24 protein-coding genes, 2 tRNA genes and 1 riboswitch are annotated in these 22,732 nt (G+C 75.0%); of the genes, 10 read left to right on the top strand and 16 right to left on the bottom strand.

Annotation, left to right across the window (positions count from 1 at the left end):
- Positions 1-59: 59 nt before the first annotated feature.
- Positions 60-620: a GNAT family N-acetyltransferase gene (locus KOV94_RS11225; protein ID WP_235843129.1), complete on the top strand. Its 561-nt coding sequence runs from the start codon at positions 60-62 to the stop codon at positions 618-620.
- A 28-nt stretch (positions 621-648) separates the two neighbouring features.
- On the opposite strand, the gene KOV94_RS11230 is transcribed toward KOV94_RS11225, so the two are convergent.
- Both KOV94_RS11230 and KOV94_RS11235 read right to left on the bottom strand, forming a co-directional pair.
- Complete coding sequence (locus KOV94_RS11230; RefSeq protein ID WP_218052073.1) at positions 649-1,425, bottom strand: SDR family oxidoreductase; 777 nt, start codon at positions 1,423-1,425, stop codon at positions 649-651.
- Between the two features lie 124 nt (positions 1,426-1,549).
- Positions 1,550-1,942: an ATP-binding protein gene (locus KOV94_RS11235; protein ID WP_124341339.1), complete on the bottom strand. Its 393-nt coding sequence runs from the start codon at positions 1,940-1,942 to the stop codon at positions 1,550-1,552.
- 125 nt (positions 1,943-2,067) lie between these two features.
- On the opposite strand from KOV94_RS11235, the gene KOV94_RS11240 reads away from it, so the two are divergent.
- Positions 2,068-2,448: an STAS domain-containing protein gene (locus KOV94_RS11240; RefSeq protein WP_124341338.1), complete on the top strand. Its 381-nt coding sequence runs from the start codon at positions 2,068-2,070 to the stop codon at positions 2,446-2,448.
- Positions 2,449-2,453: 5 nt separating this feature from the next.
- Here KOV94_RS11240 and KOV94_RS11245 read toward each other — a convergent pair whose 3' ends face one another.
- The 5 genes from KOV94_RS11245 to KOV94_RS11265 form a co-directional block, all read right to left on the bottom strand.
- Entirely contained in the window at positions 2,454-2,885 is a 432-nt protein-coding gene (locus KOV94_RS11245; protein ID WP_200829614.1) for a rhodanese-like domain-containing protein, read from the bottom strand.
- Complete coding sequence (locus KOV94_RS11250; protein WP_218052074.1) at positions 2,882-3,430, bottom strand: cysteine dioxygenase; 549 nt, start codon at positions 3,428-3,430, stop codon at positions 2,882-2,884. Before KOV94_RS11250 ends, KOV94_RS11245 begins: the two co-directional genes overlap by 4 nt.
- 436 nt (positions 3,431-3,866) lie before the next feature.
- Positions 3,867-3,939: transfer RNA gene (locus KOV94_RS11255), tRNA-Asn, on the bottom strand.
- A 73-nt stretch (positions 3,940-4,012) separates the two neighbouring features.
- Positions 4,013-4,522, bottom strand: coding sequence for a hypothetical protein (locus tag KOV94_RS11260; protein ID WP_124341336.1), 510 nt, complete (start codon positions 4,520-4,522; stop codon positions 4,013-4,015).
- A gap of 59 nt (positions 4,523-4,581) precedes the next feature.
- A tRNA-Ile gene (locus tag KOV94_RS11265) sits at positions 4,582-4,655 on the bottom strand.
- 119 nt (positions 4,656-4,774) lie between these two features.
- Between KOV94_RS11265 and KOV94_RS11270 the strand changes: the two genes are divergently transcribed.
- The gene (locus tag KOV94_RS11270) at positions 4,775-5,584 is read left to right on the top strand and encodes a DUF1206 domain-containing protein (protein ID WP_124341335.1); all 810 of its coding nucleotides are present in this window, start codon (positions 4,775-4,777) and stop codon (positions 5,582-5,584) included.
- Positions 5,585-5,661: 77 nt separating this feature from the next.
- Positions 5,662-5,736: riboswitch (cyclic di-GMP riboswitch) on the top strand.
- A 15-nt stretch (positions 5,737-5,751) separates the two neighbouring features.
- Complete coding sequence (locus KOV94_RS11275; RefSeq protein ID WP_200829613.1) at positions 5,752-5,967, top strand: BldC family transcriptional regulator; 216 nt, start codon at positions 5,752-5,754, stop codon at positions 5,965-5,967.
- Between the two features lie 114 nt (positions 5,968-6,081).
- Here KOV94_RS11275 and KOV94_RS11280 read toward each other — a convergent pair whose 3' ends face one another.
- From KOV94_RS11280 to KOV94_RS11290, 3 genes are read right to left on the bottom strand one after another with little or no spacing between them, the layout of a single operon-like run.
- Positions 6,082-6,624, bottom strand: coding sequence for a TetR/AcrR family transcriptional regulator (locus KOV94_RS11280; RefSeq protein ID WP_124341333.1), 543 nt, complete (start codon positions 6,622-6,624; stop codon positions 6,082-6,084).
- 38 nt (positions 6,625-6,662) lie between these two features.
- Entirely contained in the window at positions 6,663-8,585 is a 1,923-nt protein-coding gene (locus tag KOV94_RS11285; RefSeq protein ID WP_218052075.1) for a YhgE/Pip domain-containing protein, read from the bottom strand.
- A gap of 37 nt (positions 8,586-8,622) precedes the next feature.
- Positions 8,623-9,378: an AAA family ATPase gene (locus tag KOV94_RS11290; protein ID WP_218052076.1), complete on the bottom strand. Its 756-nt coding sequence runs from the start codon at positions 9,376-9,378 to the stop codon at positions 8,623-8,625.
- 142 nt (positions 9,379-9,520) lie between these two features.
- Here KOV94_RS11290 and def point away from each other — a divergent pair, with 142 nt between their 5' ends.
- The 5 genes from def to KOV94_RS11315 all read left to right on the top strand — a co-directional run bounded on the left by def (position 9,521) and on the right by KOV94_RS11315 (position 13,640).
- Positions 9,521-10,009 carry a peptide deformylase gene (def, locus tag KOV94_RS11295; RefSeq protein ID WP_124341013.1) on the top strand — a complete coding sequence of 163 codons (489 nt, stop codon included), beginning with the start codon at positions 9,521-9,523 and terminating at the stop codon, positions 10,007-10,009.
- A 139-nt stretch (positions 10,010-10,148) separates the two neighbouring features.
- Complete coding sequence (locus tag KOV94_RS11300) at positions 10,149-10,649, top strand: DUF3145 domain-containing protein (protein WP_124341012.1); 501 nt, start codon at positions 10,149-10,151, stop codon at positions 10,647-10,649.
- Positions 10,650-10,796: 147 nt separating this feature from the next.
- On the top strand, positions 10,797-11,282 hold the full coding sequence (locus tag KOV94_RS11305) for an FMN-binding protein (protein ID WP_218052077.1): 486 nt from the start codon (positions 10,797-10,799) through the stop codon (positions 11,280-11,282).
- Positions 11,269-12,126, top strand: coding sequence for an FAD:protein FMN transferase (locus tag KOV94_RS11310; RefSeq protein ID WP_218052078.1), 858 nt, complete (start codon positions 11,269-11,271; stop codon positions 12,124-12,126). Before KOV94_RS11305 ends, KOV94_RS11310 begins: the two co-directional genes overlap by 14 nt.
- Positions 12,123-13,640, top strand: a complete 1,518-nt coding sequence (locus KOV94_RS11315) for an FAD-dependent oxidoreductase (RefSeq protein ID WP_218052079.1) — start codon at positions 12,123-12,125, stop codon at positions 13,638-13,640. Before KOV94_RS11310 ends, KOV94_RS11315 begins: the two co-directional genes overlap by 4 nt.
- Positions 13,641-13,854: 214 nt before the next feature.
- Here KOV94_RS11315 and KOV94_RS11320 read toward each other — a convergent pair whose 3' ends face one another.
- From KOV94_RS11320 to KOV94_RS11340, 5 genes are all read right to left on the bottom strand, one after another.
- Positions 13,855-15,099, bottom strand: coding sequence for a beta-ketoacyl-[acyl-carrier-protein] synthase family protein (locus tag KOV94_RS11320; RefSeq protein ID WP_218052080.1), 1,245 nt, complete (start codon positions 15,097-15,099; stop codon positions 13,855-13,857).
- A 93-nt stretch (positions 15,100-15,192) separates the two neighbouring features.
- Positions 15,193-15,441 (bottom strand): acyl carrier protein, encoded by a 249-nt coding sequence (locus tag KOV94_RS11325; RefSeq protein ID WP_124341502.1) that lies wholly within the window; start codon positions 15,439-15,441, stop codon positions 15,193-15,195.
- Positions 15,442-15,548: 107 nt separating this feature from the next.
- Positions 15,549-16,553 carry a beta-ketoacyl-ACP synthase III gene (locus tag KOV94_RS11330; protein WP_218052081.1) on the bottom strand — a complete coding sequence of 335 codons (1,005 nt, stop codon included), beginning with the start codon at positions 16,551-16,553 and terminating at the stop codon, positions 15,549-15,551.
- Positions 16,550-17,551, bottom strand: coding sequence for an ACP S-malonyltransferase (locus KOV94_RS11335; protein ID WP_218052082.1), 1,002 nt, complete (start codon positions 17,549-17,551; stop codon positions 16,550-16,552). The genes KOV94_RS11330 and KOV94_RS11335 overlap by 4 nt, the downstream gene beginning before the upstream one ends.
- Positions 17,552-17,649: 98 nt before the next feature.
- Positions 17,650-18,936 carry a PucR family transcriptional regulator gene (locus tag KOV94_RS11340; protein WP_225916497.1) on the bottom strand — a complete coding sequence of 429 codons (1,287 nt, stop codon included), beginning with the start codon at positions 18,934-18,936 and terminating at the stop codon, positions 17,650-17,652.
- A gap of 114 nt (positions 18,937-19,050) precedes the next feature.
- On the opposite strand from KOV94_RS11340, the gene KOV94_RS11345 reads away from it, so the two are divergent.
- The gene (locus tag KOV94_RS11345; RefSeq protein WP_225916499.1) at positions 19,051-19,737 is read left to right on the top strand and encodes a hypothetical protein; all 687 of its coding nucleotides are present in this window, start codon (positions 19,051-19,053) and stop codon (positions 19,735-19,737) included.
- 123 nt (positions 19,738-19,860) lie between these two features.
- Here the strand turns inward: KOV94_RS11345 and aceE are convergent, their stop codons facing one another.
- Positions 19,861-22,605: a pyruvate dehydrogenase (acetyl-transferring), homodimeric type gene (gene aceE / locus KOV94_RS11350; protein ID WP_218052083.1), complete on the bottom strand. Its 2,745-nt coding sequence runs from the start codon at positions 22,603-22,605 to the stop codon at positions 19,861-19,863.
- Positions 22,606-22,732 lie beyond the last annotated feature (127 nt).

The following is a 22,732-nucleotide window of genomic DNA, read 5'->3' on the forward strand; positions in this document are numbered from 1 at the left end:
GTGCGTGACCCCGACGTGCGCACGTGGCAGCGCCGGACGGCGCCCCCTACGGTCGAGCCGTGACCGACCTGCGCCACGTCCTGACCGCCCGCCTGCGCCTCGACGCCGTGCGCGTCGACGACACCGAGCCGGTGTTCGTGCTGAACGCCGACGCGCGGCTGTGGGAGCACCTGCCGTCCGGGCGGCACACGTCGACCGACCAGACCCGCACCCAGCTCGAGCGGTACGCCACCGCGTGGGACGACGACGGCCTGGGCTACTGGACCGCGCGCGACCGTGCGGACGGCCGGGTGGTCGGCATCGGCGGCGTGACGCTGCGCGAGGGCACCGTCTGGAACGTGTACTACCGGTGCGCGGTCGAGGCGCAGGGTCGCGGGCTCGCGCACGAGCTCGCGAGCGCCGCGCTCGACGCCGCCCGCGACGTCCGGCCCGACGTCCCGGTCGCCGCCTACCTCCTCGAGCACAACGCGGCGTCCCGCCGCCTCGCCGAGCGTCTCGGGCTCACGCTCGCCTGGCGCGGACCCGACGTGGGCAACCCCGACCCGGACGCGGTCCGGCTGGTGCTCGCGGACCGGCCGCTCGACGCGGACGCGCTCGCGGTGATGACGACCAGCCCGTGACGGTCGCTCGCTGCGCGGGACGTCCCGCTCAGACGACGAGCGACTGGCCCCCGTCGACGAACACCTCGGTACCGGTGACGTGGCTCGCGCCGTCGGACACGAGGAACGCGACCGCGTCCGCGACCTGCGACGCGCGTCCGGGCTCGGACCCCGTGAGCGGGATCTCGCCGTCGGGGAACTCGACCGTCACGCCCAGGCGCTCGGTGTTCCGCTGCTCGGTGTTGTCGCTGATCTCCGTGTCGATCGCGCCCGGGCACACGACGTTGACGCGCACGCCGCGCGGCGCGAGCTCGACCGCGAGCATGCGCGCGAGCGCGACCTGCCCCGCCTTGCTCGTCGCGTACGCGGACGCGCCCGAGTTGCTGAACGTCCGCGTGCCGTTGATGGACGAGACGACGACCGCACCGCCCTGCCGCACGAGCAGGGGGACCGTGTACCGGAGGGTGAGGAACGTGCCGGTGAGGTTGGTGCCGATCGTCGCGTCCCACTCCTCGGGCTCGATCTCGTCGACCGGCGCCCACACGCCGTTGACGCCCGCGTTGGCCACCACGACGTCGAGCCGGCCGAGCTCCTCCTCGACACGCCGCACCACGTCCCGCACCGCCGCGGCGTCGGCGACGTCGGCCGCGACCGGCACCGCGGTCCCGCCGGCGTCGCGGATCTCCGCGGCGACCTCGTCGGCGCTCTCCTGCCGGTGCCCGAGCACCACGACCGTCATGCCGTCGGCCGCGAGCCGCAGCGCGCTCGCCCGGCCGATGCCCGACCCGGCGCCCGTCACGAGCGCCACCTTCTCCGCCGCCACCATCGCGCGTCCTCTCGCCGCCACCCGGCCGCCGCCGCCCTCCGGACCACGACCGCGTGCGATCCGTCGACCGTAACCGCGGGTCCGGGGCGCCGCCCGCCCGGTGATCGGCGAGTGCGCCCGCCCGTCACCAGCGGATCGTGAACCAGACGACCTTCCCCGCGCCGCGCGTCGGGCGCCATCCCCAGCCCGACGTCACCGCGTCCAGGATGTGCAGGCCGTGACCACCCGGCAGCCCCTCGCGTCCCGTGCGGCGGCGGGGGGCCGTCGCGGTGCCGTCGTGCACCTCGAACGTCACCTCGCGGTCGCGGTGGACCGCTCGCACCGTGATCGCCTGCGAACCGGGCGCGTGCCGCACCGCGTTGGTGAACGCCTCGCTCATCGCGAGCTGGACGGAGTCGACCACACGCTTGGGCGCACCGGCGTCGCGCGCCCGCTCCATCGACCACGCACGCGCCCGCGCGAGGGACCCCACGGAGGACGCGAACGAGCGTTCGTTGCCCTCGACCTCCGCGTGCACCCGCCGACCGTACCCGCCCGGACGCGTCCGTGCGCACCGGCGACGGGCGCGTCGCCCGGTCGGCCAGGCGGCGGTGTCGCGCGTCGCGTACGACGGTGCCCGCGTCGAGTCGTCATACTGGGCACGTGACGTCACCGACACGCCTGGACGGCGCAGACGCCCCGCAGGACGGCCTTCGGGTCGACCCCGAGCACCCGCACGTGCTGCGCGTCGACGGCGACGTCGACGTCGCGTCCGTCCTCGACCTCGCCGACGAGCTCGGCGTCGCGCGCGGCGAGCTCGGTCCGACCCTCGTCGCCGCCGGGGTGCGCGAGATCGACCTGACCCGGGCCACGTTCATCGACTCCTCGGTCATCGCGGTGCTCGTGACCGTCGCGTCCCACCAGTCGTCGCGCGTCCCGCTGCGCGGCGCGTCGGGCAGCCCGCTGATGGCGCTCGAGGCCTCGGGCGTCGTGTCCATGTTCGACCGGGACGGCGAGGGCGACCGGGACGACGCCGCCCGCTGAGCCGGTCAGGCGTGCACCGTGCGCGCCGTCCCGCCCACGGGCACCCCGGCGGTCGGCAGACCCGCCGCTCGCCACGCGCTGAACCCGCCGTCGACGTCCGTCGCCCGGTGCAGCCCCAGGTCGGCGAGCGACGCCGCCGCGAGGCTCGACGTGTACCCCTCCGAGCACAGCACGACGACCTCGACGTCGTACCCGGTCGCCTCGGGGATGCGGTGCGCGCTCGCGGGGTCGAGCCGCCACTCGAGCACGTTGCGCTCGATGACGACGGCGTCCGGCACCTCGCCCTCGGCCGCCCGCTGCGCGGCGGGGCGGATGTCCACGAGGAGCGCACCGCGCTCGACCGCGGCCCACGCCTCGTGCGGCGTGAGGCGGTGCAGGCGCGCGCGAGCCTCCGCGAGGACGTCGTCGATCGTGCGGCGGCGCACCGCGGCGGTCACGCGTCCGTCTCCGGCTCGTCGGTGTCGACGGTGCGCGTCGGCACCAGCACGCCGTCCGGCCCCGCACCCCAGTAGGTCACGCGGGTGAGCGGGGGAGAGTAGGCGTGGATGCTCACGGCCGGCTCCGTCCCCGCGTTGACCACGTCGTGCAGATCACCCGGCTCGACCGTCTGGGTGCGCCCGGCCGCGAAGCCCTGCGGGACGGGCGCGCCGTCGTCGCCCGGGCGGAGCTCGGTCAGGGTGCCCGCGGCGACGGTGAACGCCGCGGACGACCGACCGTGGTCGTGCAGCTCGGTGCCCTGCGCGGGCAGCCACGTGAGGAGCCACACGTCGACGCCGGCCGGTGCGTCGAGCCGGGTCCACCACCGTCCGCTCTCCTGGAAGCGGACGAGCGGACGCCAGCGGTCCGGGCGCGCCGCGATCGACCGCACGAGGTCGGCGAGCTCCGCGGTGCGGAGCGTGCCGGGTGCGGCGGCTGCGACGGGTGCGACGCGCGGGGCGGGTGCGGTCGCCGTGGTGGGCGGCAGGGTCAGGTCGAGGGTCATGGTCGTGTCTCTCCGGTGCGTCGAGAGGCCGACGCGGCGGCTGCGCGCAGGAGGCGCACGCGTCACGGCGTCGACCGGGGGCTGCTCCGGCGTGGTCGCCGGTGGATCAGGACGGGCAGCAGCGGCGACAGCGACACGACCGGCGCGCGAGGGCCGGCGACGCGGGGACGCGGACGGAGGAGGACGTCGTGGTCGGCACGGGTGGGTCCTTCCTCTGGGCGTCGACGGGCGGGAGACGACTCGCTCCCGGCAGGCGGCAGACGTCACCACAGCGCTGCTCGCAGGGCAAGGGGGAGCGGCGCACTTCCCACGATCCGGATGGCACGGCGTCGCGCGCAGGCGTGGGGCGGCCCTGCTGCGCGGCCGGGGCGGAGATGTGGCGGTACGACGAAGGCCCCCGCTCGGCGTGGTGCCGGGCGGGGGCCTTCGTGGGAAGCTCCCTCGACTGGACTCGAACCAGTAACCGTCCGATTAACAGTCGGATGCTCTGCCAATTGAGCTACGAGGGATCGCGCGGGAAGAAACTCTAGCAGCCGTCGGAGGGTGCTCCGGACCACCCGAGGCGCCCGGCGGCCACCCGCGTCAGCGGGGCAGGCCGACCGCGTCGCGCGCCTCGGCCTCGGCGACGTCGAGCGCCGCGGAGACGACGGGGTCGTCGACGTCCACGCCCGCGTCGCCCAGCACCTGCGTGAAGATCTCGCCCTCCTCGTCGCGCCGCAGCGCGAGCCGGACCTTGCCGCCGCCGGGCACCGTGACGGGCACGGCGTGGACGACCGACTGCTGCACGCGCTCGCGGAACGTCTGCGTGAAGCCCACGGACGCGGAGTCCTGCGCGAACGGCAGGCGCGACGTGCCGCCCCAGACCCAGGTGACCGTCAGCACGCGCGTCGCGGGGTCGAGCGACCCGCGGTCCACCTCGCTCCAGGGGACGCGGGCGACCTTGCCGTCCTCGAGGAGGTGCAGCGCCCGACGGGACGCGACCGCCCACCGGCCGTCGCTCAGGTGCGCCTCGACGAGGACGCGGTCGCCGGGGCGCAGGTCGAGCAGCGCGCGGTCCGCCGCGGGGAGCCGGCGTCGACGGGAGAGAGCCACCGGGCAACGGTACCCGCGCGGGGTGCGGCGCCCGCGCACGCGCGGGGAGGGACGTCGGGTGGGGCAGGTGGGGCTTGAACCCACGACCCACGGATTATGAGTCCGCTGCTCTGACCGGCTGAGCTACTGCCCCGAGGCGGAGCCCAGGCTACGGCAGTCCCCTCCGGTCGCGGGGGTGCCCGTTCGCTGCCACGATCCGACGCGACGGAGCACGGGGGACGACCGGGGGGAGAGCGGGGTGGTGAGGCGCAGATGAGCGGGAACACGACGCACGCCGAGCACGGCTGGGAGCTCGCGGCGCGGGCCGGGTACGCGGTGAGCGGGGTGCTGCACGTGCTCATCGGCGTGCTGGCCCTGCAGGTGGCGGTCGGCAGCGGGAGCCAGCAGGCCGACCAGTCGGGCGCGCTGGGGACGGTCGCGTCGACGCCGTTCGGCGGCGCGGCGCTGTGGTTCTTCGTGGTGGCCTTCGCGGCGCTGGGCGCGTGGGAGGTCGCCAAGGCCGTCCGCGGTGCGCCGCCCACGTCGGGTGGTGGCGCGCAGGGCTCGCGGACGAACGGGTGGCGTGCCAAGGCCGCGGGCCGCGCGCTCGTCTACCTCGCGCTCGCGGCCGCGTCGTTCGCGTTCGCGCGTGGCGGCGGCACGTCGAGCGAGCAGCAGACGGCCGACCTCACGTCGCGCCTCATGTCCGCGCCCGGCGGTCGGATCCTCGTCGCCGCCGTCGGCCTGGCCGTCGTCGGCGTGGGCGCGTACCACGTGGTCAAGGGCTGGAAGAAGAAGTTCCTGGCCGACCTGCACCGCCTGCCGTCCGGGACGGCGGGCCGCGTCGTGGAGCGTCTGGGCGTGTGGGGCTACGTGCTCAAGGGTGTCGCGCTCGGCGTCGTGGGCGTGCTGTTCGTCGTCGCGGCAGCCAAGGCCGACCCGCAGGCGGCGGGCGGCCTGGACCAGGCGCTGCACACCCTGCGCGACCAGCCGGGCGGGCCGTTCCTGCTCGGCGTCGTCGCGCTGGGGCTCGTCGCGTACGGCGGGTATGCGTTTGCCCGTGCGAGATACGGGCGGCTCTGAAGTTCACCCGTTTGCCGCACGCAACTGACGCGGAGTTTCTTGACTAACTGTCCAGAAACGGTCATAGTTCTTGTTGTCAGCGACAACGGCAAACCCGCCGCAAGGTGGGGACGCAAAGCCACGGGACCCACGAGGTCAGCCGAGCTACCGAACGACAGGAGATGACCATGGCTGTGACCACCGACGCCCCCCTCACGCAGGGTGCCCTTCTCACCCCCGGCGAGGTCGCGGTCCTGTTCCGCGTGGACCCCAAGACGGTGACGCGCTGGGCCCAGGCCGGCAAGCTCTCGGCGGTCCGCACGCTGGGCGGGCACCGTCGCTTCCACGAGGCCGAGGTGCGTCAGCTCCTCCAGGGCGTCCCCACGCAGCGCGCGGGCGAGTGACCTTCCGCGGCTGCGCCGCGACCTGCACGACCCCGGGACGCCGGCGGTGACACCAGTCGCCGCCGGCGTGCTGCTGTGTCCGGGCGTGGGGTGACGCCCCACTCGGCGGTGCGGTCAGCGGACCGTCGTCAGGACCGCCGACCGCACGTCCTCGAGCGAGCGCTCCGGCTGGAACACGAGCCACTCGAGCCCGGCCACGACCGTGGCACCGAACAGCGCCGCCGCCGTGAGCGACGGGTCCCGGTCGGGCCATGCCGCCGCGACGGCACCGGCGAACACCCCCATCGCGTCGTCCCGCAGCGCGCGGATCGAGTCCTGCCACTGCCGGCCCGTGCGGAAGACCTCGGCGACCATGACCTTCGCGAAGTCGGGGTGGTCGCGGACCTGCGTGAGCAGCTCGGTGACGAGCGCGTCGACCGCGTCGGTGCCGGTCAGGCCGTCGGCGGCCGCCCGCAGCGCCGCGGTGAGCCGCGCGACGCCCTCGGCGATGATCGCCTCGAACAGCTCGGCCTTGGAGCCGAAGTTGTAGAACACCGACCCCTTCGCGACGCCCGCCGCGGCGGCGATGTCGTCGACGGCGGTCGCGGTGTAGCCGCGCTCGGCGACGAGCGCGAGGGCCGCGTCGACGATGTGCCGCCGGGTGTCGGTGGTCCGCATGCGTGCAGCCTCCCAGAACGTGCGCCCGCGGGCGCCGGTCAGATCGTGAGTGCGGGGTGCAGGCGCGAGAGCGTCCACGTGCGCATGCGCCCCGCCCGCCACGACGTCACCGCGAGCGACGCGACGAGGAGCGTGACGAGGTAGGCGACCGCGGTCCAGAGCCGACCGTCGGGGTTACCCGTGAGCAGCGCCCGCAGGCCGTCGACGCCGTAGCTCATGGGCAGCAGCGGGTGCAGCGCCCGGAAGAACGCCGGCGACGTCTCGACCGGGTACGTGCCGCCCGCCGACGCGAGCTGGAGCACGAGCAGCGCGAGCGTCGCGATGCGTCCGGCGGCCGTGCCCAGCAGCGCGAGGAGCATCTGCTGCACCGCGAGGAAGGCGGCGACCACGAGCACGGTGAACGCGAGCGCGCCGACCGGGTGCGTCGGGGTCAGCCCGACCCCCACCCGCAGGACGGTGAGCAGCACCACGACCTGCACGATCCCCATGACGAGTGCGGGCGCGTACCCGGAGAGGGCCGCACGGGCGCCGCGCGCGGGCGTGGTGAGCGCACGCGGCGGCACCGGCCGCAGGATCATCCACGTCACGACGCCGCCGAGGAACAGCGCGAGCGGCAGGAAGAACGGGGCGATGCCCTCGCCGAACCCGGCCGCGGTCGCGCGGTCCGTCGCGTCGAGCCCGACAGGCTCGGCGATCGCGGCGGCACGTGCCGCCCGGGTGCTGTCGTCGTCGGCCGGGACCTGCGCCGCGCCGTCGTCGAGCGAGCCCGCGAGCGTGGCCGTGCCCGCGCCGAGCTGCCCGGTGCCGTCGACCAGCCGGGACGCGCCGTCGGCGACGTCCTGCGCGCCCGACGCGACCTGCGCGGTGCCGTCGGCGAGCGTACGCGTGCCGTCGCGCAGCGACCCGGCGCCGGCGGCGACCTGCGCGGTCCCGTCGTGCAGCGCAGCCGCACCGTCGGCGACCTGGCGGGCGCCCGTGTCGAGCGCGTCGAGCTGCTGCCGGGCCGCGGCGAGGGTCGCGGCGTCGGGCAGCCGGTCCGCGGTCGACGCGAGGTGCGCGAGGATCTGCGCGGCGTCGGCGTCGCCCGCCTGCGCGCGTGCGGTGAGGTAGGCGGTGAGCGTCTGCAGGTCGGCGGGCAGCCCGGACACGCCCGCGACGAGCCCGTCGACCTGCGCGGCCGCGGCGTGCACCCCGTCGGCGACCTGGGCGCTCCCGGTCGCGAGCCTCCCGGCTGCGGTGTCGGCCTGCGTCGACCCGTCGGCGAGGCGTGCGGCGCCGTCGCGGACGTCGGCGGCCCCCGACGACGCCTGCTCGGCACCGTCGGCCAGCTGGCCCGCGCCGTCGGCCAGCGTGCGTGCGCCCGCACCGAGCTGGTCCGCTGCGTCGCGCAGCCGGACGGCACCGTCGGCGGCCTCGGTGAAGCCGTCGTGCGCCTGCGAGAGCCCGACGAGCACCGCGTCGACGGCCTGCTCGCCCGCGGTCGCCGAGACGGCCGCCGTGATGCGCTCCATCGCGGTGCGGCCGAGCGACGTGACGAGGAACGAGTTGGCGTCGTCGTAGGCGACGTCGATGCGCGCCGAGCGCGGGGAGTCGCCGCCGGCGGAGACGAGGTCGGCGGAGAAGTCCGCGGGCACCGTGACGCTGAAGTAGTAGCGGCCGGAGTCGACGCCGTCGGCCGCGTCGGCGGGGTCGGTGACGACCCAGTCGAGGCGGTGCTCGTCGACGAGCCGGTCGACGAGGTCGGCGCCCGCGTGCACGGGCTCGCCGTCGCGCGTCGCGCCCGCGTCGGCGTCGACGAGCGCGACGGGGATGCGGTCGAGGTGCCCGGTGGGGTTCCAGAACGCCCACAGGTACAGGACGCCGTAGAGCAGCGGCACGACGATCATCGCGACGACGGCCAGGCGGGGCAGCGTGCCGCGGCGGAAGCGGCGCAGCTCGGTGCCGGCGGTGAGCGAGAGCATGACGGTCCTCGGGGTGCGGTGGGTGACGGGAGACGGGTCAGAGGGGGAGCGCGACGACGGTCGGCGGCGTGACCCAGCGGGTGCGCGTGACCTCGTCGGCGCTCGCGCACGCGGCGACGACCGTGAGGCCGCCCGCGGCGAGCCGCTCGAGCCGGGTCCAGACGACCTGGCGGCGGGCGTCGTCGAGCACCTGGTCGACGTCGTCGACCACGAGCAGACGGGGTCGTTGCAGCAGGGCGAGGCCGAGGCGCAGCAGCATCGCGTCCAGCTCGTCGAGGTCCCAGGCGACGGTGCCCGGCGCGGGCACGGGGCGGTCGCCGAACGCCGGCGCCAGTGCCTCGTCGAGCGTGCGCCGGGTGAGGCGGGGCTGGCGTCGGTACCAGGGGCCGAGCCAGGCGAGCCGCTCGCGGACGAGCGCGCCGACCGTGACGGACTGGTCGAGGTCGTCGATCCCGCCGAACCCCGCGATCGCCGCCGCGCTCTGCACGGCGCGGCGCTCCCGCGGCAGGTGGTGCCCGAGCACGTCGAGCCGTGCGTCGGCGTCGGGGACCATGCGGCCGGCGAGCGTGAGCAGCAGGCTCGTGCGACCCGAGCCCTGCGCGCCCTGGACCAGCACGAGCACGCCCGGCGCGACGTCGAGGTCGACGGGTCCGAACACGCGTCCGCGCGGGCCGTGCAGGGCGAGGTGCCGGGCGCGGACGACGGGCGGCTCGGGTGTCGCGTCGGGCGCGGCGGGGCCGTCGCTCGCGGCGCCGGGGGTGGGGTCGGTGCCGATCTCGGCGGAGGCGGTCATGTGGCGGGTTCCCTTCTGACTGACCGGTCAGTACAAAGGTACGCCCGCTTCGTCGGCTTGTCGGCGCCGTGCGGTGTCTCGCTCCTCACACGCCGCCTCCGGACGGCCCTGGTCCGCGGCCCGGGCATGAAAGGATCGACGCCTGGCCATGCGAGAGATCCGCACCGTCGGAGACCCCGTCCTGCGTACCCCGTGCGACCCGATCACCGCGGTCGACGACCGCGTCCGCTCGCTCGTCGAGGACCTCCTCGAGACGGTCGACCACGAGGGTCGCGCCGGTCTCGCGGCCAACCAGATCGGCGTCGGCCTGCGCGCGTTCTCGTGGAACATCGACGACGAGATCGGCTACGTGCTCAACCCCGTGATCGTCGAGCTCTCCGAGGACGAGTACCAGGACGGCGACGAGGGCTGCCTCTCGGTCCCGGGTCTCTGGTACCCGACGCGCCGCGCCTGGTACGCGCGGGTCGTCGGCACCGACCTCGACGGCAAGGAGGTCGTCGTCGAGGGCACCGAGCTCATGGCCCGGTGCCTCCAGCACGAGGTCGACCACCTCGACGGGATGCTCTACCTCGACCGCCTCGAGCGGTCCGTGCGCAAGAAGGCGATGCGGGCGATCCGCGAGCAGCTCTGACGCATCCCCGCCCTGGTGCTTGGCGGTGACGCCGCACGTCGGGCATAGTGTGCACAGCACGCCGCGAGACCGTGAGTGCTCCTGAGCAGGACCCGAGGACGTTGGGGAAGGCGAACCTCGAGCCGACCAGGAGGACGACATGGCAGGTGCGATCACCCGCGGTGTTCTTTTCGTGCACTCTGCGCCCCGTGCGCTGTGCCCCCACATCGAGTGGGCAGCCGGGAACGTCCTGACCGCGCGGGTGACCTTCGACTGGACCCCGCAGCCGGCAGGACCCGGCTTCTACCGTGCCGAGCACTCGTGGCAGGGACCCCAGGGCACCGGCGCGCGGCTGGCGTCCGCGCTGCGCGGGTGGGCGCACCTGCGGTACGAGATCACGGAGGAGGCGAGCCACGGCGTCGACGGCTCCCGCTGGAGCCACACGCCCGAGCTCGGGATCTTCCATGCCGCGACCGACGTGCACGGCAACGTCGTCGTCCCCGAGGACCGGATCCGCGCCGCGCTCGAGCACGCGGACGACCCGGCACGCCTGCGTGCGGAGCTCGACCTCGCGCTCGGCCAGGCCTGGGACGACGAGCTCGAGCCCTTCCGCTACGCGGGCGCGGGCGCACCCGTCCGGTGGCTCCACCGGGTGGGCTGACCTGCACCGACGTCTCGCTGCGTGAGCGCCTAATCGATTCGCGCGTGGACAGCCTGCCGACCCCGTCCGCCAAGGTGTGACCTCGGGCGTCGCCCCCTCGACGCCTGCCGACCCGGGACAGCCCGGGCCACGAGAGGACGCACCCCGATGACCACGCCCCGCACGCCCGCGCTCGCCCTCGCGGGCCTGACGCTCGCCGCCGCCCTCACGGGCTGCGCCGCCGACGCGACGGCCGCCGACGGCACGACCGCCGCGGGCGGTGCCGCAGGGACCGGCGCCGCCGGCGCGCAGGGCGACGCGAGCGGTGCCGTCGGCAGCTCCGCGTCCCCGACGAGCCGCATCGTCGACGGCACCTACGTCGGGGTCGGCATCTACTCCTCGCCCGCGGGCAAGGAGAGCATCGAGGTGACGCTCACCGTCGACGAGGGCATCGTCGCCGCGATGGACGTCGTGCCGCAGGCGACCAACCCCACCTCGCAGACGTTCCAGTCCGACTTCGCCTCCGCCATCTCGGCTCAGGTCGTCGGGATCCCGCTCGAGGACGTCGACGTCGACGTCGTGGCCGGCGCGTCGCTCACGACGCAGGCCTTCGAGTCCGCGCTGGAGTCCGTCCTCGCCGATGCGCGCGCGTGAGTCGTTCGACGCGATCGGCACCCGGTGGACGCTGCGCACACCGGCACCGCTCGACGGGGCGGTGCTCGCCCGCGTCCACGCGTGCGTCGCGGCGTACGACGCGGTGTGGTCCCGGTTCCGTCCCGACTCGCTCGTGGCCCGGATCGCCGCGGCACCCGGCGTGTACGCCCTGCCCGCGCACGGCGTCGCGCTGCTCGACCTCTACGACGTGCTCGACGAGCGCACCGGCGGCGCCGTGTCCCCGCTCGTCGGCCGCAGCCTGGAGCGGCTCGGCTACGACCCCGGGCTGACCCTCGTCCCGGCGGGTCCGCCCGTGCCCGCCCCGCGCGCGGCCGACGTGCTCGCGCGCGACGGCGACCGGCTCGTCGTGCACGAGCCCGTGCTGCTCGACGTCGGCGCCGCGGGCAAGGGCCAGCTCGTCGACCTCGTGGCCGCCGAGCTCGCGGCGTGCGGCGTCGACGACGTGCTGGTCGACGCGGGCGGCGACGTCCTGCGGCACGGTGCGCCGGTGCGGGTCGGGCTCCAGCAGCCCGGCGACGCGAGCCGCGCGGTGGGCGTCGTCGAGGTCGGCGACGCCGCCGTGTGCGGTTCGGGCGTGGACCGGCGCACGTGGGGCGACGGGCTGCACCACGTCGTCGACGCCCGCACGGGTGCGCCCACGCGGGACGTCGTCGCGACCTGGGCCGTCGCGCCCACCGCGATGGTCGCCGACGGCCTCGCGACGGCGCTCTTCTTCGTCGACCCCGAGCGCCTGCAGGTGCGGTTCGACCTCGAGTACGTGCGCATCCACGCCGACGGCCGCGTGCACTGGTCGCTCGGGCTGCCCGGGGAGGTGTTCGCATGAGCCGCGTCGACGACCTGCTCGGCCGCGTCACGACGTACCGGACCGTCTCGGCCGCACTGGGCGTCGTGCTGGCCGCCGCGCTCGTGCTGAGCCTCTCGGGGAGCGTGCACGTCGAGCCGGTCGCGCTGGCGGTGTCGGTCGTCGTCGCGGTCGCCGTCACCCTGCTCGTCAGCCTCGCGTGCGGCGCGCTCTGGCGCGTGCCCGTGCACCGCGAGTCGTCGGTGATCACCGGGCTCCTCCTCGCGCTGCTGCTCCGTCCGTCGACGGCACCCCTCGACCTCGCGGTCCTCGCCGCGGCCGCCGCCGCCGCGGGGGCGTCCAAGTTCGTCCTCGCCGTGCGGTCGCGGCACGTCCTCAACCCCGCGGCGGCCGGCGCGCTCGCCGTGGGGCTCGTGGGCGTCCCGTTCGGCGCGGTGCCGGCCACCTGGTGGGTCGCGACGCCCGCGCTGCTCCCGGTCGTCGCGGTCGCCGCGCTGGCCGTCGTCGTGCGGACCCGGCGCGGGCTGCTCGTCGGGACGTACCTGGTCGTCGCGGGCGGGGTGGTGAGCGTGCGGCTCGTCGGGCTGGGCCTGGCGGTGCCCGACGCCCTGTGGACCTCGCTCGCGTCCTACCCGCTCGTGCTCGCCGCCGCGTTCATGCTCACCGAGCCGCTGACCCTGCCGCCCCGCCGCCGCCAGCAGCTCGCGGAGGCCGCCCTCGTCGGCGCGCTCACCGTCACGCCGTTCACGCTCGGACCCGTGTGGAGCTCGCCCGAGCTCGCGCTCGTCGTCGGCAACGTGCTCGCGTTCGCGCTCGGACAGCGGCGTGCCGTGCGGCTCACCGTCGTGGGTCACCGCGACGTCACGCCGGCCGTGCGCGAGGTCGCCTTCGCGCCCGAGCGCGCGCTGCGCTTCCGCCCCGGGCAGTGGATCGAGCTGCACGTGCCGCACGCGGGCGTCGACCGGCGCGGGACCCGCCGGGTGTTCTCGGTCGCGTCGCCGCCCGGGCACGTGGACGGCGTCGTGGTCGCGTACCGGCTGACACCCGCGCCGAGCTCGTTCAAGCGCACGCTCACGTCGCTGCCGCAGGGTGTCGTGGTGCGCGCCACGGCGGTGGGCGGCGACTTCCTCCTCCCGCGGCGCGCCGACGTCCCGCTGCTGCTGGTCGCGGGCGGGATCGGGATCACGCCGTTCGTCAGCCAGCTCGCGGCACTCGCACGCGCGGGGGAGCGGCGCGACGTCGTGCTGCTGCTCCTGCTCGGGCCCGGTGACGAGCCGCCCTACGCCGACGTGCTCACCGCGTCCGCGGCGCGCGTCGTGGTGGTCGCCCCGACGCCGCCCGCCGTGCTGCCGGAGGGGTGGGAGCACCGTGCCGCGCCCCTGCTCGAGGACGCCGTGCTCCGCGAGGGCGTGCCTGACGCCCACCGGCGGCTCGCGTACGTCTCGGGTCCGCCGCGCATGGTCGTGCACGCGCGCCGCACGCTGCGCCGGGCGGGGGTGCGTCGGATCCGCACCGACGCCTTCGCCGGCTACTGACCCGCGCGGGCGGTCGGCTCGCCACGCGCGGTGCCGACGCGCGTCGCCGCCGCTGACGCGTCGCATGCGCCGTGCTGCCGACGCGACGCGCCGCGTGCCGTGCGCGGCCCCGCCGACGCGACGCGCGTGCCGTCGTCGCAGACGCCGAGGGCGCGCCACCCGGGCAGGGGAGGCGCGCCCTCGGTCCGCCGGGGCGGACGGGTGGTGCGGCGGGTCAGACCGACGTGACGACGAGCGCCACGTTGTGGCCGCCGAACCCGAACGAGTTGTTGATCGCGGCGATCTGCCCGTCGGGCAGCGCGCGCGGCTTGTCGCGCACCAGGTCGAGCACGAGCTCCGGGTCGGGGTCGTCGACGTTGATCGTCGGCGGCGCCTGCCGGTCGTGCAGCGCGAGGATCGTGAACACCGACTCGAGCGCGCCCGCGCCGCCGAGCAGGTGGCCCGTCATCGACTTCGTCGCGGACAGGGCGACGTGGTCCGCCTCGTCGCCGAGCACGCCGCGGATGCTGCGCGCCTCGATGAGGTCGCCCACCACCGTGGAGGTCGCGTGCGCGTTGACGTGCACGATGTCGCGGTGCGAGACGCCCGCCTCCTGCAGCGCGGAGCGCATCGCACGGATCTGCCCGTCGCCCGAGGGCTCGGGGGACGTGATGTGGTACCCGTCGGCGGACAGTCCGACACCGGCGATGCGCGCGTACACGCGGGCGCCGCGCGCGGCGGCGTGCTCGGCGCTCTCCAGCACGACGACGCCGGCGCCCTCACCGACGACGAAGCCGTCCCGGGCGGTGTCGTACGGGCGCGACGCGCGCTGCGGGTCGTCGTTGCGCTGCGACAGCGTGCGCGACGCGGCGAACGCGCCGATCGGCATGGGGTGGATCGGAGCCTCGGTGCCGCCCGCGACGACCACGTCGGCGCGGCCCGAGCGGATCATGTCGACGCCGTACCCGATCGCCTCGGCACCCGACGCGCACGCCGAGACCAGGGCGTGCGCACCGGCGCGGGCGCCCAGGTCGAGCGACACGAATGCGACGGGGGAGTTCGGCATGAGCATGGGCACCGTCATCGGCAGCATGCGCCGGGCGCCCTTCTCGCGGAGCGTGTCCCAGCCGTCGAGCATCGTCCAGATGCCGCCGATGCCGGACGACACCACGGCACCGAGCCGCTCGCCGTCGACCTCGGGGGAGCCCGCGTCGGCCCACGCCTCGCGCGCCGCGATCACGGCGTACTGCGCGGAGGGGTCCATGCGCTTGAGCTCGGGGCGCGGCAGGACGTCCGCGGGCGCGACCTTGATGGTCGCGGCGAACGAGACGGGGATGCCGTAGGTCTCGGCCCAGTCGTTGTCGAGGGTGCGGGCCCCGGACTCACCGGCGAGGGCGGCGGCCCACGTCGAGGGCACGTCCCCGCCGAGCGGCGTGGTGGCGCCGAGTCCGGTGACGACGACGTCGGTTGCGTGGCTCATCGGTGCTCCTGGTGGCGATGGGGGTGGCCCGTCCCGGCGCCGGCGGCGGTGCGCCCGCGGCGGCGCCGGGACGGTGCCCGGGTCACGGCAGGCTCAGGACTGCGCGCCCGCGATGAACGAGACGGCGTCACCCACGGTCGTGAGGTTCTTGACCTCGTCGTCGGGGATGCGCACGTCGAACTTCTCCTCGGCGAGCGTGACGATCGTCATCATCGACAGCGAGTCGATGTCGAGGTCGTCGGTGAAGGACTTCTCCGGCAGGACCGAGTCGGCGGGCAGGCCCGTCTCCTCGCTCACGATCTCGGCCAGACCGGCCAGGATCTCCTGCTCGCTGTACGCCATGGTGTCTCCTCTGGTGACTGCTGGAAGGGTCGGACGAACGGTACAGCCCGAGGGTGGACCGCTCCCCGGGGGCGGGGCGGGCCCGACGTGCGCCGGGCCGCGGTGGATCAGGGCAGGACCACGACCTGCGCGGCGTAGACCAGGCCGGCGCCGAAGCCGATCTGCAGCGCGAGCGCGCCGCTGGGGACCTGGTCCTCGCGCAGCAGGCGCTCGGTCGCCAGCGGGATCGACGCGGCGGACGTGTTGCCGGTGTCGGCGATGTCGCGGCCGACGACCACCGACTCGGGGAGCTTCAGCTGCTTGATCATCTGGTCGATGATCCGCATGTTCGCCTGGTGCGGGATGAACGCCTCGATGTCGTCGGCGGTCACGCCCGCGGCGTCGAGGGCCTTCTGCGCGACCGGCGCCATCTGCCACACCGCCCACTTGAAGACCGACTGGCCCTCCTGGCGCAGCGTCGGCCACCCGGCACCCTCGTCGCGCGTCGCGAGCCACGAGTGCGTCTGGCGGATCGCCTGCGCCTGGCCGCCGTCGGAGCCCCAGATCGTCGGGCCGATGCCGGGCGTGTCGGACGGGCCGATCACGACCGCGCCCGCGCCGTCGCCGAGCAGGAAGGAGATGGTGCGGTCCGTCGGGTCGACGAACTCGCTCATCTTCTCCGCGCCGATGACGAGCACGTGGCGCGCGGTGCCGGCGCGGACCAGCGCGTCGGCCTGGCCGATGCCGTAGCAGTAGCCGGCGCACGCGGCGGAGATGTCGAACGCGGCGGCCGGCGTCGCGCCGATGCGGTCGGCGACGATCGCGGCGCCCGCGGGCGTCTGGTGGAAGTAGGTGACGGTCGAGAGGATGACGGCGTCGATGTCGGCGCCCGTCAGGCCCGCGTTCTCGAGGGCGGCGCGCGCGGCACCCTCGGCGAGGTCGAGCACGTCGGTGCTCTCACCCGCGCGGCGGCGCGTGACGATGCCCGTGCGCTGGCGGATCCACTCGTCCGAGGAGTCGATGGGGCCGACGAGGTCGTCGTTCGGGACGACGCGCTCTCCGCGCACGCCGCCGATGCCGAGGATCCGGGTGTGGGCCGGTCCGGTGGCCTGCGTCAGGGTGGGTCGGGTCACGACGGCTGCTCCTGGGTGTTCGCGGTGGTGCCCTCGGACGCGGACGCGGACGCGGCGCCGTGGCGGCGCACGAGGTCGCGTGCGGCGTCGAGGTCGGCCGGCGTCTTGACGGCGACCGTCTCGATCCCCGGCAGCGTACGCCGCGCGAGGCCTGTGAGGACCCCGCCCGGGGCCACCTCGAGCAGGCCGGTGACGCCGAGCGCGAGCAGCGTCTCCTGGCAGAGGTCCCAGCGGACGGGGTTGGCGACCTGCGCGACGATCAGCGCGAGCGCGCGGGCGCCGTCGGGGACGACGGTCCCGTCGGAGTTGGTGAGGAGCGGCACGACCGGGTCGCCGGGCGTGATGCCGTCGGCTGCGGCGCGCAGCTCAGCGACGGCGGGCTCCATGACCTGCGTGTGGAACGCGCCGGCGACCTGGAGCGGCACGACCCGTGCGCGGGCGGGCGGGGCGGCGGCGAACGCGGCGAGCGCGTCGAGCGGGCCGGCCGCCACGACCTGACCGCCGCCGTTGACGTTGGCGGGCACGAGCCCGTGCGCGGCGAGCGCCGCGAGGACCTCGTCCGGGTCGCCGCCGAGGACCGCGTTCATGCCGGTCGGCGTGCTGGCGGCGGCGCGGGCCATGGCGGCACCGCGGACCGCGACGAGCGCGAGGGCCTCGTCGTCGGTCAGCACGCCCGCGACGGCCGCGGCGGCGAGCTCGCCCACCGAGTGACCGGCGGTCGCGCCGACGACGCCCGCAGCGGCCGTGCCGAGCGGGGAGTCCGCGTCGACCTCGAGCACCGCGCGCAGGCTCGCGAGGGCGGACGCGACGAGCAGCGGCTGCGCGACCGCGGTGTCGCGGATCGTGTCCGCGTCCGAGGTCGTGCCGTGCGCACGCAGGTCGAGACCGGCGGTCCGCGACGAGCGGTCGACCGACTCCGCGACGACGGGCAGCTCGAGCCAGGGGGCGAGCATGCCGGGGGACTGGGCACCCTGTCCGGGGCAGACGACGACGAGCACCTGTCCACCTTGCCGTGCCGTCGGTGCCCTCCGGGCTCGTGACGCACACCAACGTTCACGGACGGTGTTGTGCGGACCCTACAAACGGTGCGGACCGGTCAGGGGCGCTCGACGATCGAGGTCACGCCCGCGGCGTCGAGCCGGCCGAGCGCGAGCGCGGTCTGCAGGACGTACGACTCGCGTGCGTCGAGCGGGTCCCAGCCCGTGACGTCCGCGACCCGGCGCAGCCGGTACCGCACGGTGTTGGGGTGCACGTACAGCGTGCGCGCGGCGGCCTCGAGCGACCGTCCGGTGCCGAGGTACGCCGACAGCGTCTCGAGCAGCGACCCCTGGCTCGCGGCGAGCGGCTCGTACGCACGGTGCACGAGCGCACGCCGCGCGGTGACGTCGCCGACGAGCACGCGCTCGGGCAGCAGGTCGTCGGCCTGCACCGGTCGGGGCGCCTGGGCCCACGCGGCGGCGGCGGCCAGCCCGGCGAGCGCAGCACGGGCCGCCCGCGCGCAGTCCGCGAGGTCCTGCGCCTCGGGCCCGACGACGACAGGACCGGGCCCGAACCGAGGGAGCAGCGCCGTCACGGCGGCCCGCAGGTCACCCTCACCGCCGACCAGCACGACCAGCCGGTCGCCGTGGATCCCGACGAGCGCGTCGTCGGCGGCGCGGCGCGTGGCCCGGCGCAGGTCCGCGGCCCGCACGTCGTCGAGCGGCGACGCGGTCGTGCCGACGATCACGAGCGTCGAGCCGCGCCCGCTCCACCCCAGCGCGGCGACGCGCGACCTGAGCGCGTCGTCGACGTCTCCGCGCACGATCGCGTCGACCACGAGCGCCTCGAGCCGCGCGTCCCACGCACCGCGGACCTCGGCCGCTCGGGCGTAGACCTCGGCGGCCGAGAACGCGACCTCGCGCGAGTAGCGCAGCACGGCCTCGCGCAGCGAGCGCTCGTCACCAGGTGCTGCGAGCCGGTCGCTGTTCGACTCGACCACGTCCACGACGACGCGGACGAGCTGGAGCGTGTGCTGGAGCGAGATCGAGCGCGTCAGCTCGGGCGGTGCCGTCGCGAAGATGTCGCCGACGCCGTGCGGCGGGCGGGTCGGGTCCATGAACCATGTGACGAACGCCGTGATGCCGGCCTGCGCGACGAGCCCGACCCACGACCTGTCCTCCGCGGGCAGCGCGCGGTACCAGTCGAGGTCCTCGTCGAGACGCCGCATCGCCGCGGCCGCGAGCAGCCCCGAGCCCTCGCGCACGCGCCGCTGCGTCTCGGCGTTCGCCGTGGCCTCGCCACCCTCCGGGGCGTCGACGGTGCGGCTGCGCGGCGGGGTGGCGTCGGCGGGCCGGACGGCCTGCGCGCCGGTCGGCGGGCGTCCGCCGTGCGAAGGTCCGGGCATAGGGGGAGCATAGGAGGCGCGCTTGTGGGAAGTCGACAAAGGCGCGCGCAGGGGTCAGGGAGCGGCCCGGAGACGGGCCGGGTGCCCCGCCCGGTCAACGGCTAAGGTCACGACATGGCTCTCCTGCCCCGACTGCGACAGCTGATGCGCCGCCCGAGCTCCGCCTCGCGCGTCGGAGCCCGACGACCCACCACCGCCGCGCGGCGGGGGGACACCCTGCACGAGGACGCCCTGCGGTCGATGCTCAGCGACGACCCGAACAACGAGCGCGCCTTCCGCGCCCTGGCCGAGATCGTGCGGCGTCGCGCCGCCGAGTCCGGCTCGGAGGAGGACCCGCTCACGGCGCCCGGCAACGAGACCGAGCGCGAGCGCGCCGCCGACCTCGCGGTATGGGCGCTCGGCGAGGAGCTCGCCGGCAACCCGCGTGCCTGGTACCCGCTCATCGAGGTCGCCCGGCTCTCCGTCCGCGACGACCACGAGGGCACGCTGCGGCGCCTGACCACGGCGTCCGAGCGGGACCCGTCGGGCCGCGCGCTCGTCGAGTCGCTCGCGCTCCTGCGCAGCGCGGGCCAGCCCGTCGACGCCCTCGGCCTCGGCATCGGGCACTGGCGCCCGCGCGAGCACGACCCCGAGGTCGCCCGGCACCTGGTGCTCGCGGCGATCGAGGCGGGCCGCCCGCTCGAGGCGAAGCAGCACCTCGGCTCGCTCGACCTCTACCCGGACCAGGCGGCCGTCGCCGACCTGCGCAACGAGCTCGCGCGCGCGGTCGCGCACGCCGAGCAGACGATCCCCGGTACCTGACACCGCAGCCCCGCGTCGCCTGTGCGCGGTGCGGCCGACGGCGGCGCCCGGAGCGCCGGAGAGCACGAGGGCCCGCGGCGGGTGATCCGCCGCGGGCCCTCGTCCGTCAGGTGACGGCGACCGTCAGGAGTCGCCGCCCGTGTTGCCGGACGTGCCGGCGGTGACGTCGTGCAGGCGGTACCGCTCGATGGCCTGCGCCGGGGCGTCGGCCGCGACCGCGCCGGTCCGCGCGAGCTGCTGCAGCACCCGCACCGCGGTCGACGGGCCGTCGATCTTGAAGTGACGGCGCGCGGCGGCGCGGGTGTCGGAGAAGCCGAAGCCGTCCGCACCGAGCGTCGCGTACGTGCCGGGGATCCATGCGCGCACCTGGTCGGCGACCAGGTGGTCGTAGTCCGTCGTCGCGACGAACGGACCCTCGGCACCCTGCAGCTTCTGCGTGAGGTACGCCTGGCGAGGCTCCTCGCCCGGGTGCAGGTAGTCGTGCTGGTCCGCGGCGAGGCCGTCGCGGCGCAGCTCGTTCCAGCTCGTCACGGACCACACCGCGGCACGCACGCCGAAGTCGTCCGCGAGCAGCTTCTGCGCCTCGAGCGCCCACGGCACCGCCACGCCCGACGCGAGGATCTGGGCGCGCGGCCCGTCGCCCTCGGCCGGCGACAGCAGGTAGATGCCCTTGAGGATGCCCTCGACGTCGACGCCCTCGGGCTCCGCCGGCTGGACCATCGGCTCGTTGTAGACGGTCAGGTAGTAGATGACGTCCTTGTCGCGGCCGTCACCCTCCCCGTACATGCGCTCGATGCCGTCCTTGACGATGTGGCGCAGCTCGTAGCCGTACGCCGCGTCGTAGTGCACGACGTGCGACATGGTGCCCGCGAGCAGCGGGGAGTGGCCGTCGGCGTGCTGCAGGCCCTCGCCCGTCAGCGTCGTGCGACCGGCCGTCGCGCCGATGAGGAACCCGCGGGCCATCTGGTCGCCGGCCGCCCAGAACTGGTCGCCCGTCCGCTGGAACCCGAACATCGAGTAGTAGAAGTAGAACGGCACGAGCGGCTCGCCGTGCGTCGCGTACGACGTGCCGACGGCCTGGAACGCGGCCGCGGAACCGGCCTCGTTGATGCCCGTGTGCATGATCTGCCCGGACTCGGACTCCTTGTACGAGAGCATGAGCTCCCGGTCGACGGCCATGTAGTTCTGGCCGTTCGTGTTGAAGATCTTCGCGCTCGGGAAGATCGAGTCCAGGCCGAACGTGCGGGCCTCGTCCGGGATGATCGGCACCAGGCGGTGGCCGAACTCCTTGTCCTTGACGAGGTCCTTGAACAGGCGCACGAGCGCCATGGTCGAGGCGACCTCCTGGTGGCCCGAGCCCTTCGCGAGGCCCTCGTACACCTTGGCCTCGGGCAGCGAGACCGCCTTGTGCGTCGAGCGGCGCTCGGGCACGAACCCGCCGAGCTGGCGGCGGCGCTCCAGCATGTACTGGATGCCCTCGTCGTCGGGACCCGGGTGGAAGTACGGCGGGACGTACGGGTTCTCGTCGATCTGCTCGTCCGTGATCGGGATGTGCAGCGAGTCGCGCAGCGTCTTGAGGTCGTCCGCCTTGAGCTTCTTCATCTGGTGCGTGGCGTTGCGCCCCGCGAAGCCCGAGCCCAGGCCGTAGCCCTTGATGGTGTGCGCGAGGATCACCGTCGGCTGGCCCGTGTGCTCGCGGGCTGCCTTGTAGGCGGCGTAGATCTTGCGGTAGTCGTGCCCGCCGCGCTTGAGCGCCCAGATCTCGTCGTCCGTCATCTTCTCGACGAGCTGCTTGGTGCGCGGGTCGCGACCGAAGAAGTGCTCACGGATGAACGCGCCGTTCTCCGCGCGGTACGTCTGGAAGTCGCCGTCGGGCGTCGTGTTCATGAGGTGCACGAGTGCGCGGTCCTTGTCGGCGTTGAGCAGGGTGTCCCACTCGCGGCCCCAGATGACCTTGATGACGTTCCACCCGGCGCCACGGAACTGCGCCTCGAGCTCCTGGATGATCTTGCCGTTGCCGCGGACCGGTCCGTCGAGGCGCTGCAGGTTGCAGTTGACGACGAACGTGAGGTTGTCGAGGCCCTGCTGCGCCGCGTGCTGGAGCATGCCGCGCGACTCGGGCTCGTCCATCTCGCCGTCGCCGAGGAACGCCCACACGTCCTGCTGGCTCGTGTCCTTGATGCCGCGCAGGTGCAGGTACTTGTTGGTCCACGCCTGGTAGATCGCGGACGCCGGGCCGAGGCCCATCGACACCGTCGGGAACTCCCACAGGTCCGGCGCGAGGCGCGGGTGCGGGTACGACGGCAGGCCGCCGCCGGGGTGCGACAGCTCCTGGCGGAACCCGTCGAGCTGGTGCTCGCTCAGGCGGCCCTCGAGGAACCCGCGCGCGTACACGCCGGGGGAGGCGTGACCCTGGAAGTAGACCTGGTCACCGCCGCCCGGGTGGTCCTTGCCGCGGAAGAAGTGGTTGAGGCCGACCTCGGTCAGCGTCGCGACCGACGCGTACGACGAGATGTGCCCGCCCACCGCGATGCCCGGACGCTGCGCGCGCGTCACCATGACCGCGGCGTTCCAGCGGATCCACGAGCGGTAGCGCCGCTCCATGACCTCGTCGCCGGGGAAGTACGGCTCGTCGTGCACCGCGATCGTGTTGACGTACGGCGTGTTCAGCGAGGCCGGGATGGCCACGTTCCGCTGCCGCGCGTGGCGCAGCATGCTCAGCAGCACGTAGCGGGCGCGCGGACCACCCTTGTCGTCGATGAGCCCGTCGAGCGACTCGAGCCACTCGCCGGTCTCGGCGGGGTCGATGTCGGGGACCTGGCTGAGCAGGCCGCCGATGAGCGGGCCCGTCTCGTCGATGGAAGCCACCGGTGCTCCTTCTGCCTTCTCGTCCGCACGCGCGAGCCTCGTGGCCCCGGCGCGCATCTCGGCCCGACCCTGGTCCGAGCACGTGGGGCGCGCTGCGGCAGGTGCGGGTAGTCGGCCCATTGTCGGC

This window comes from Cellulomonas algicola (assembly GCF_019024305.1).
In the GTDB taxonomy this organism is placed as follows: domain Bacteria; phylum Actinomycetota; class Actinomycetes; order Actinomycetales; family Cellulomonadaceae; genus Cellulomonas; species Cellulomonas algicola.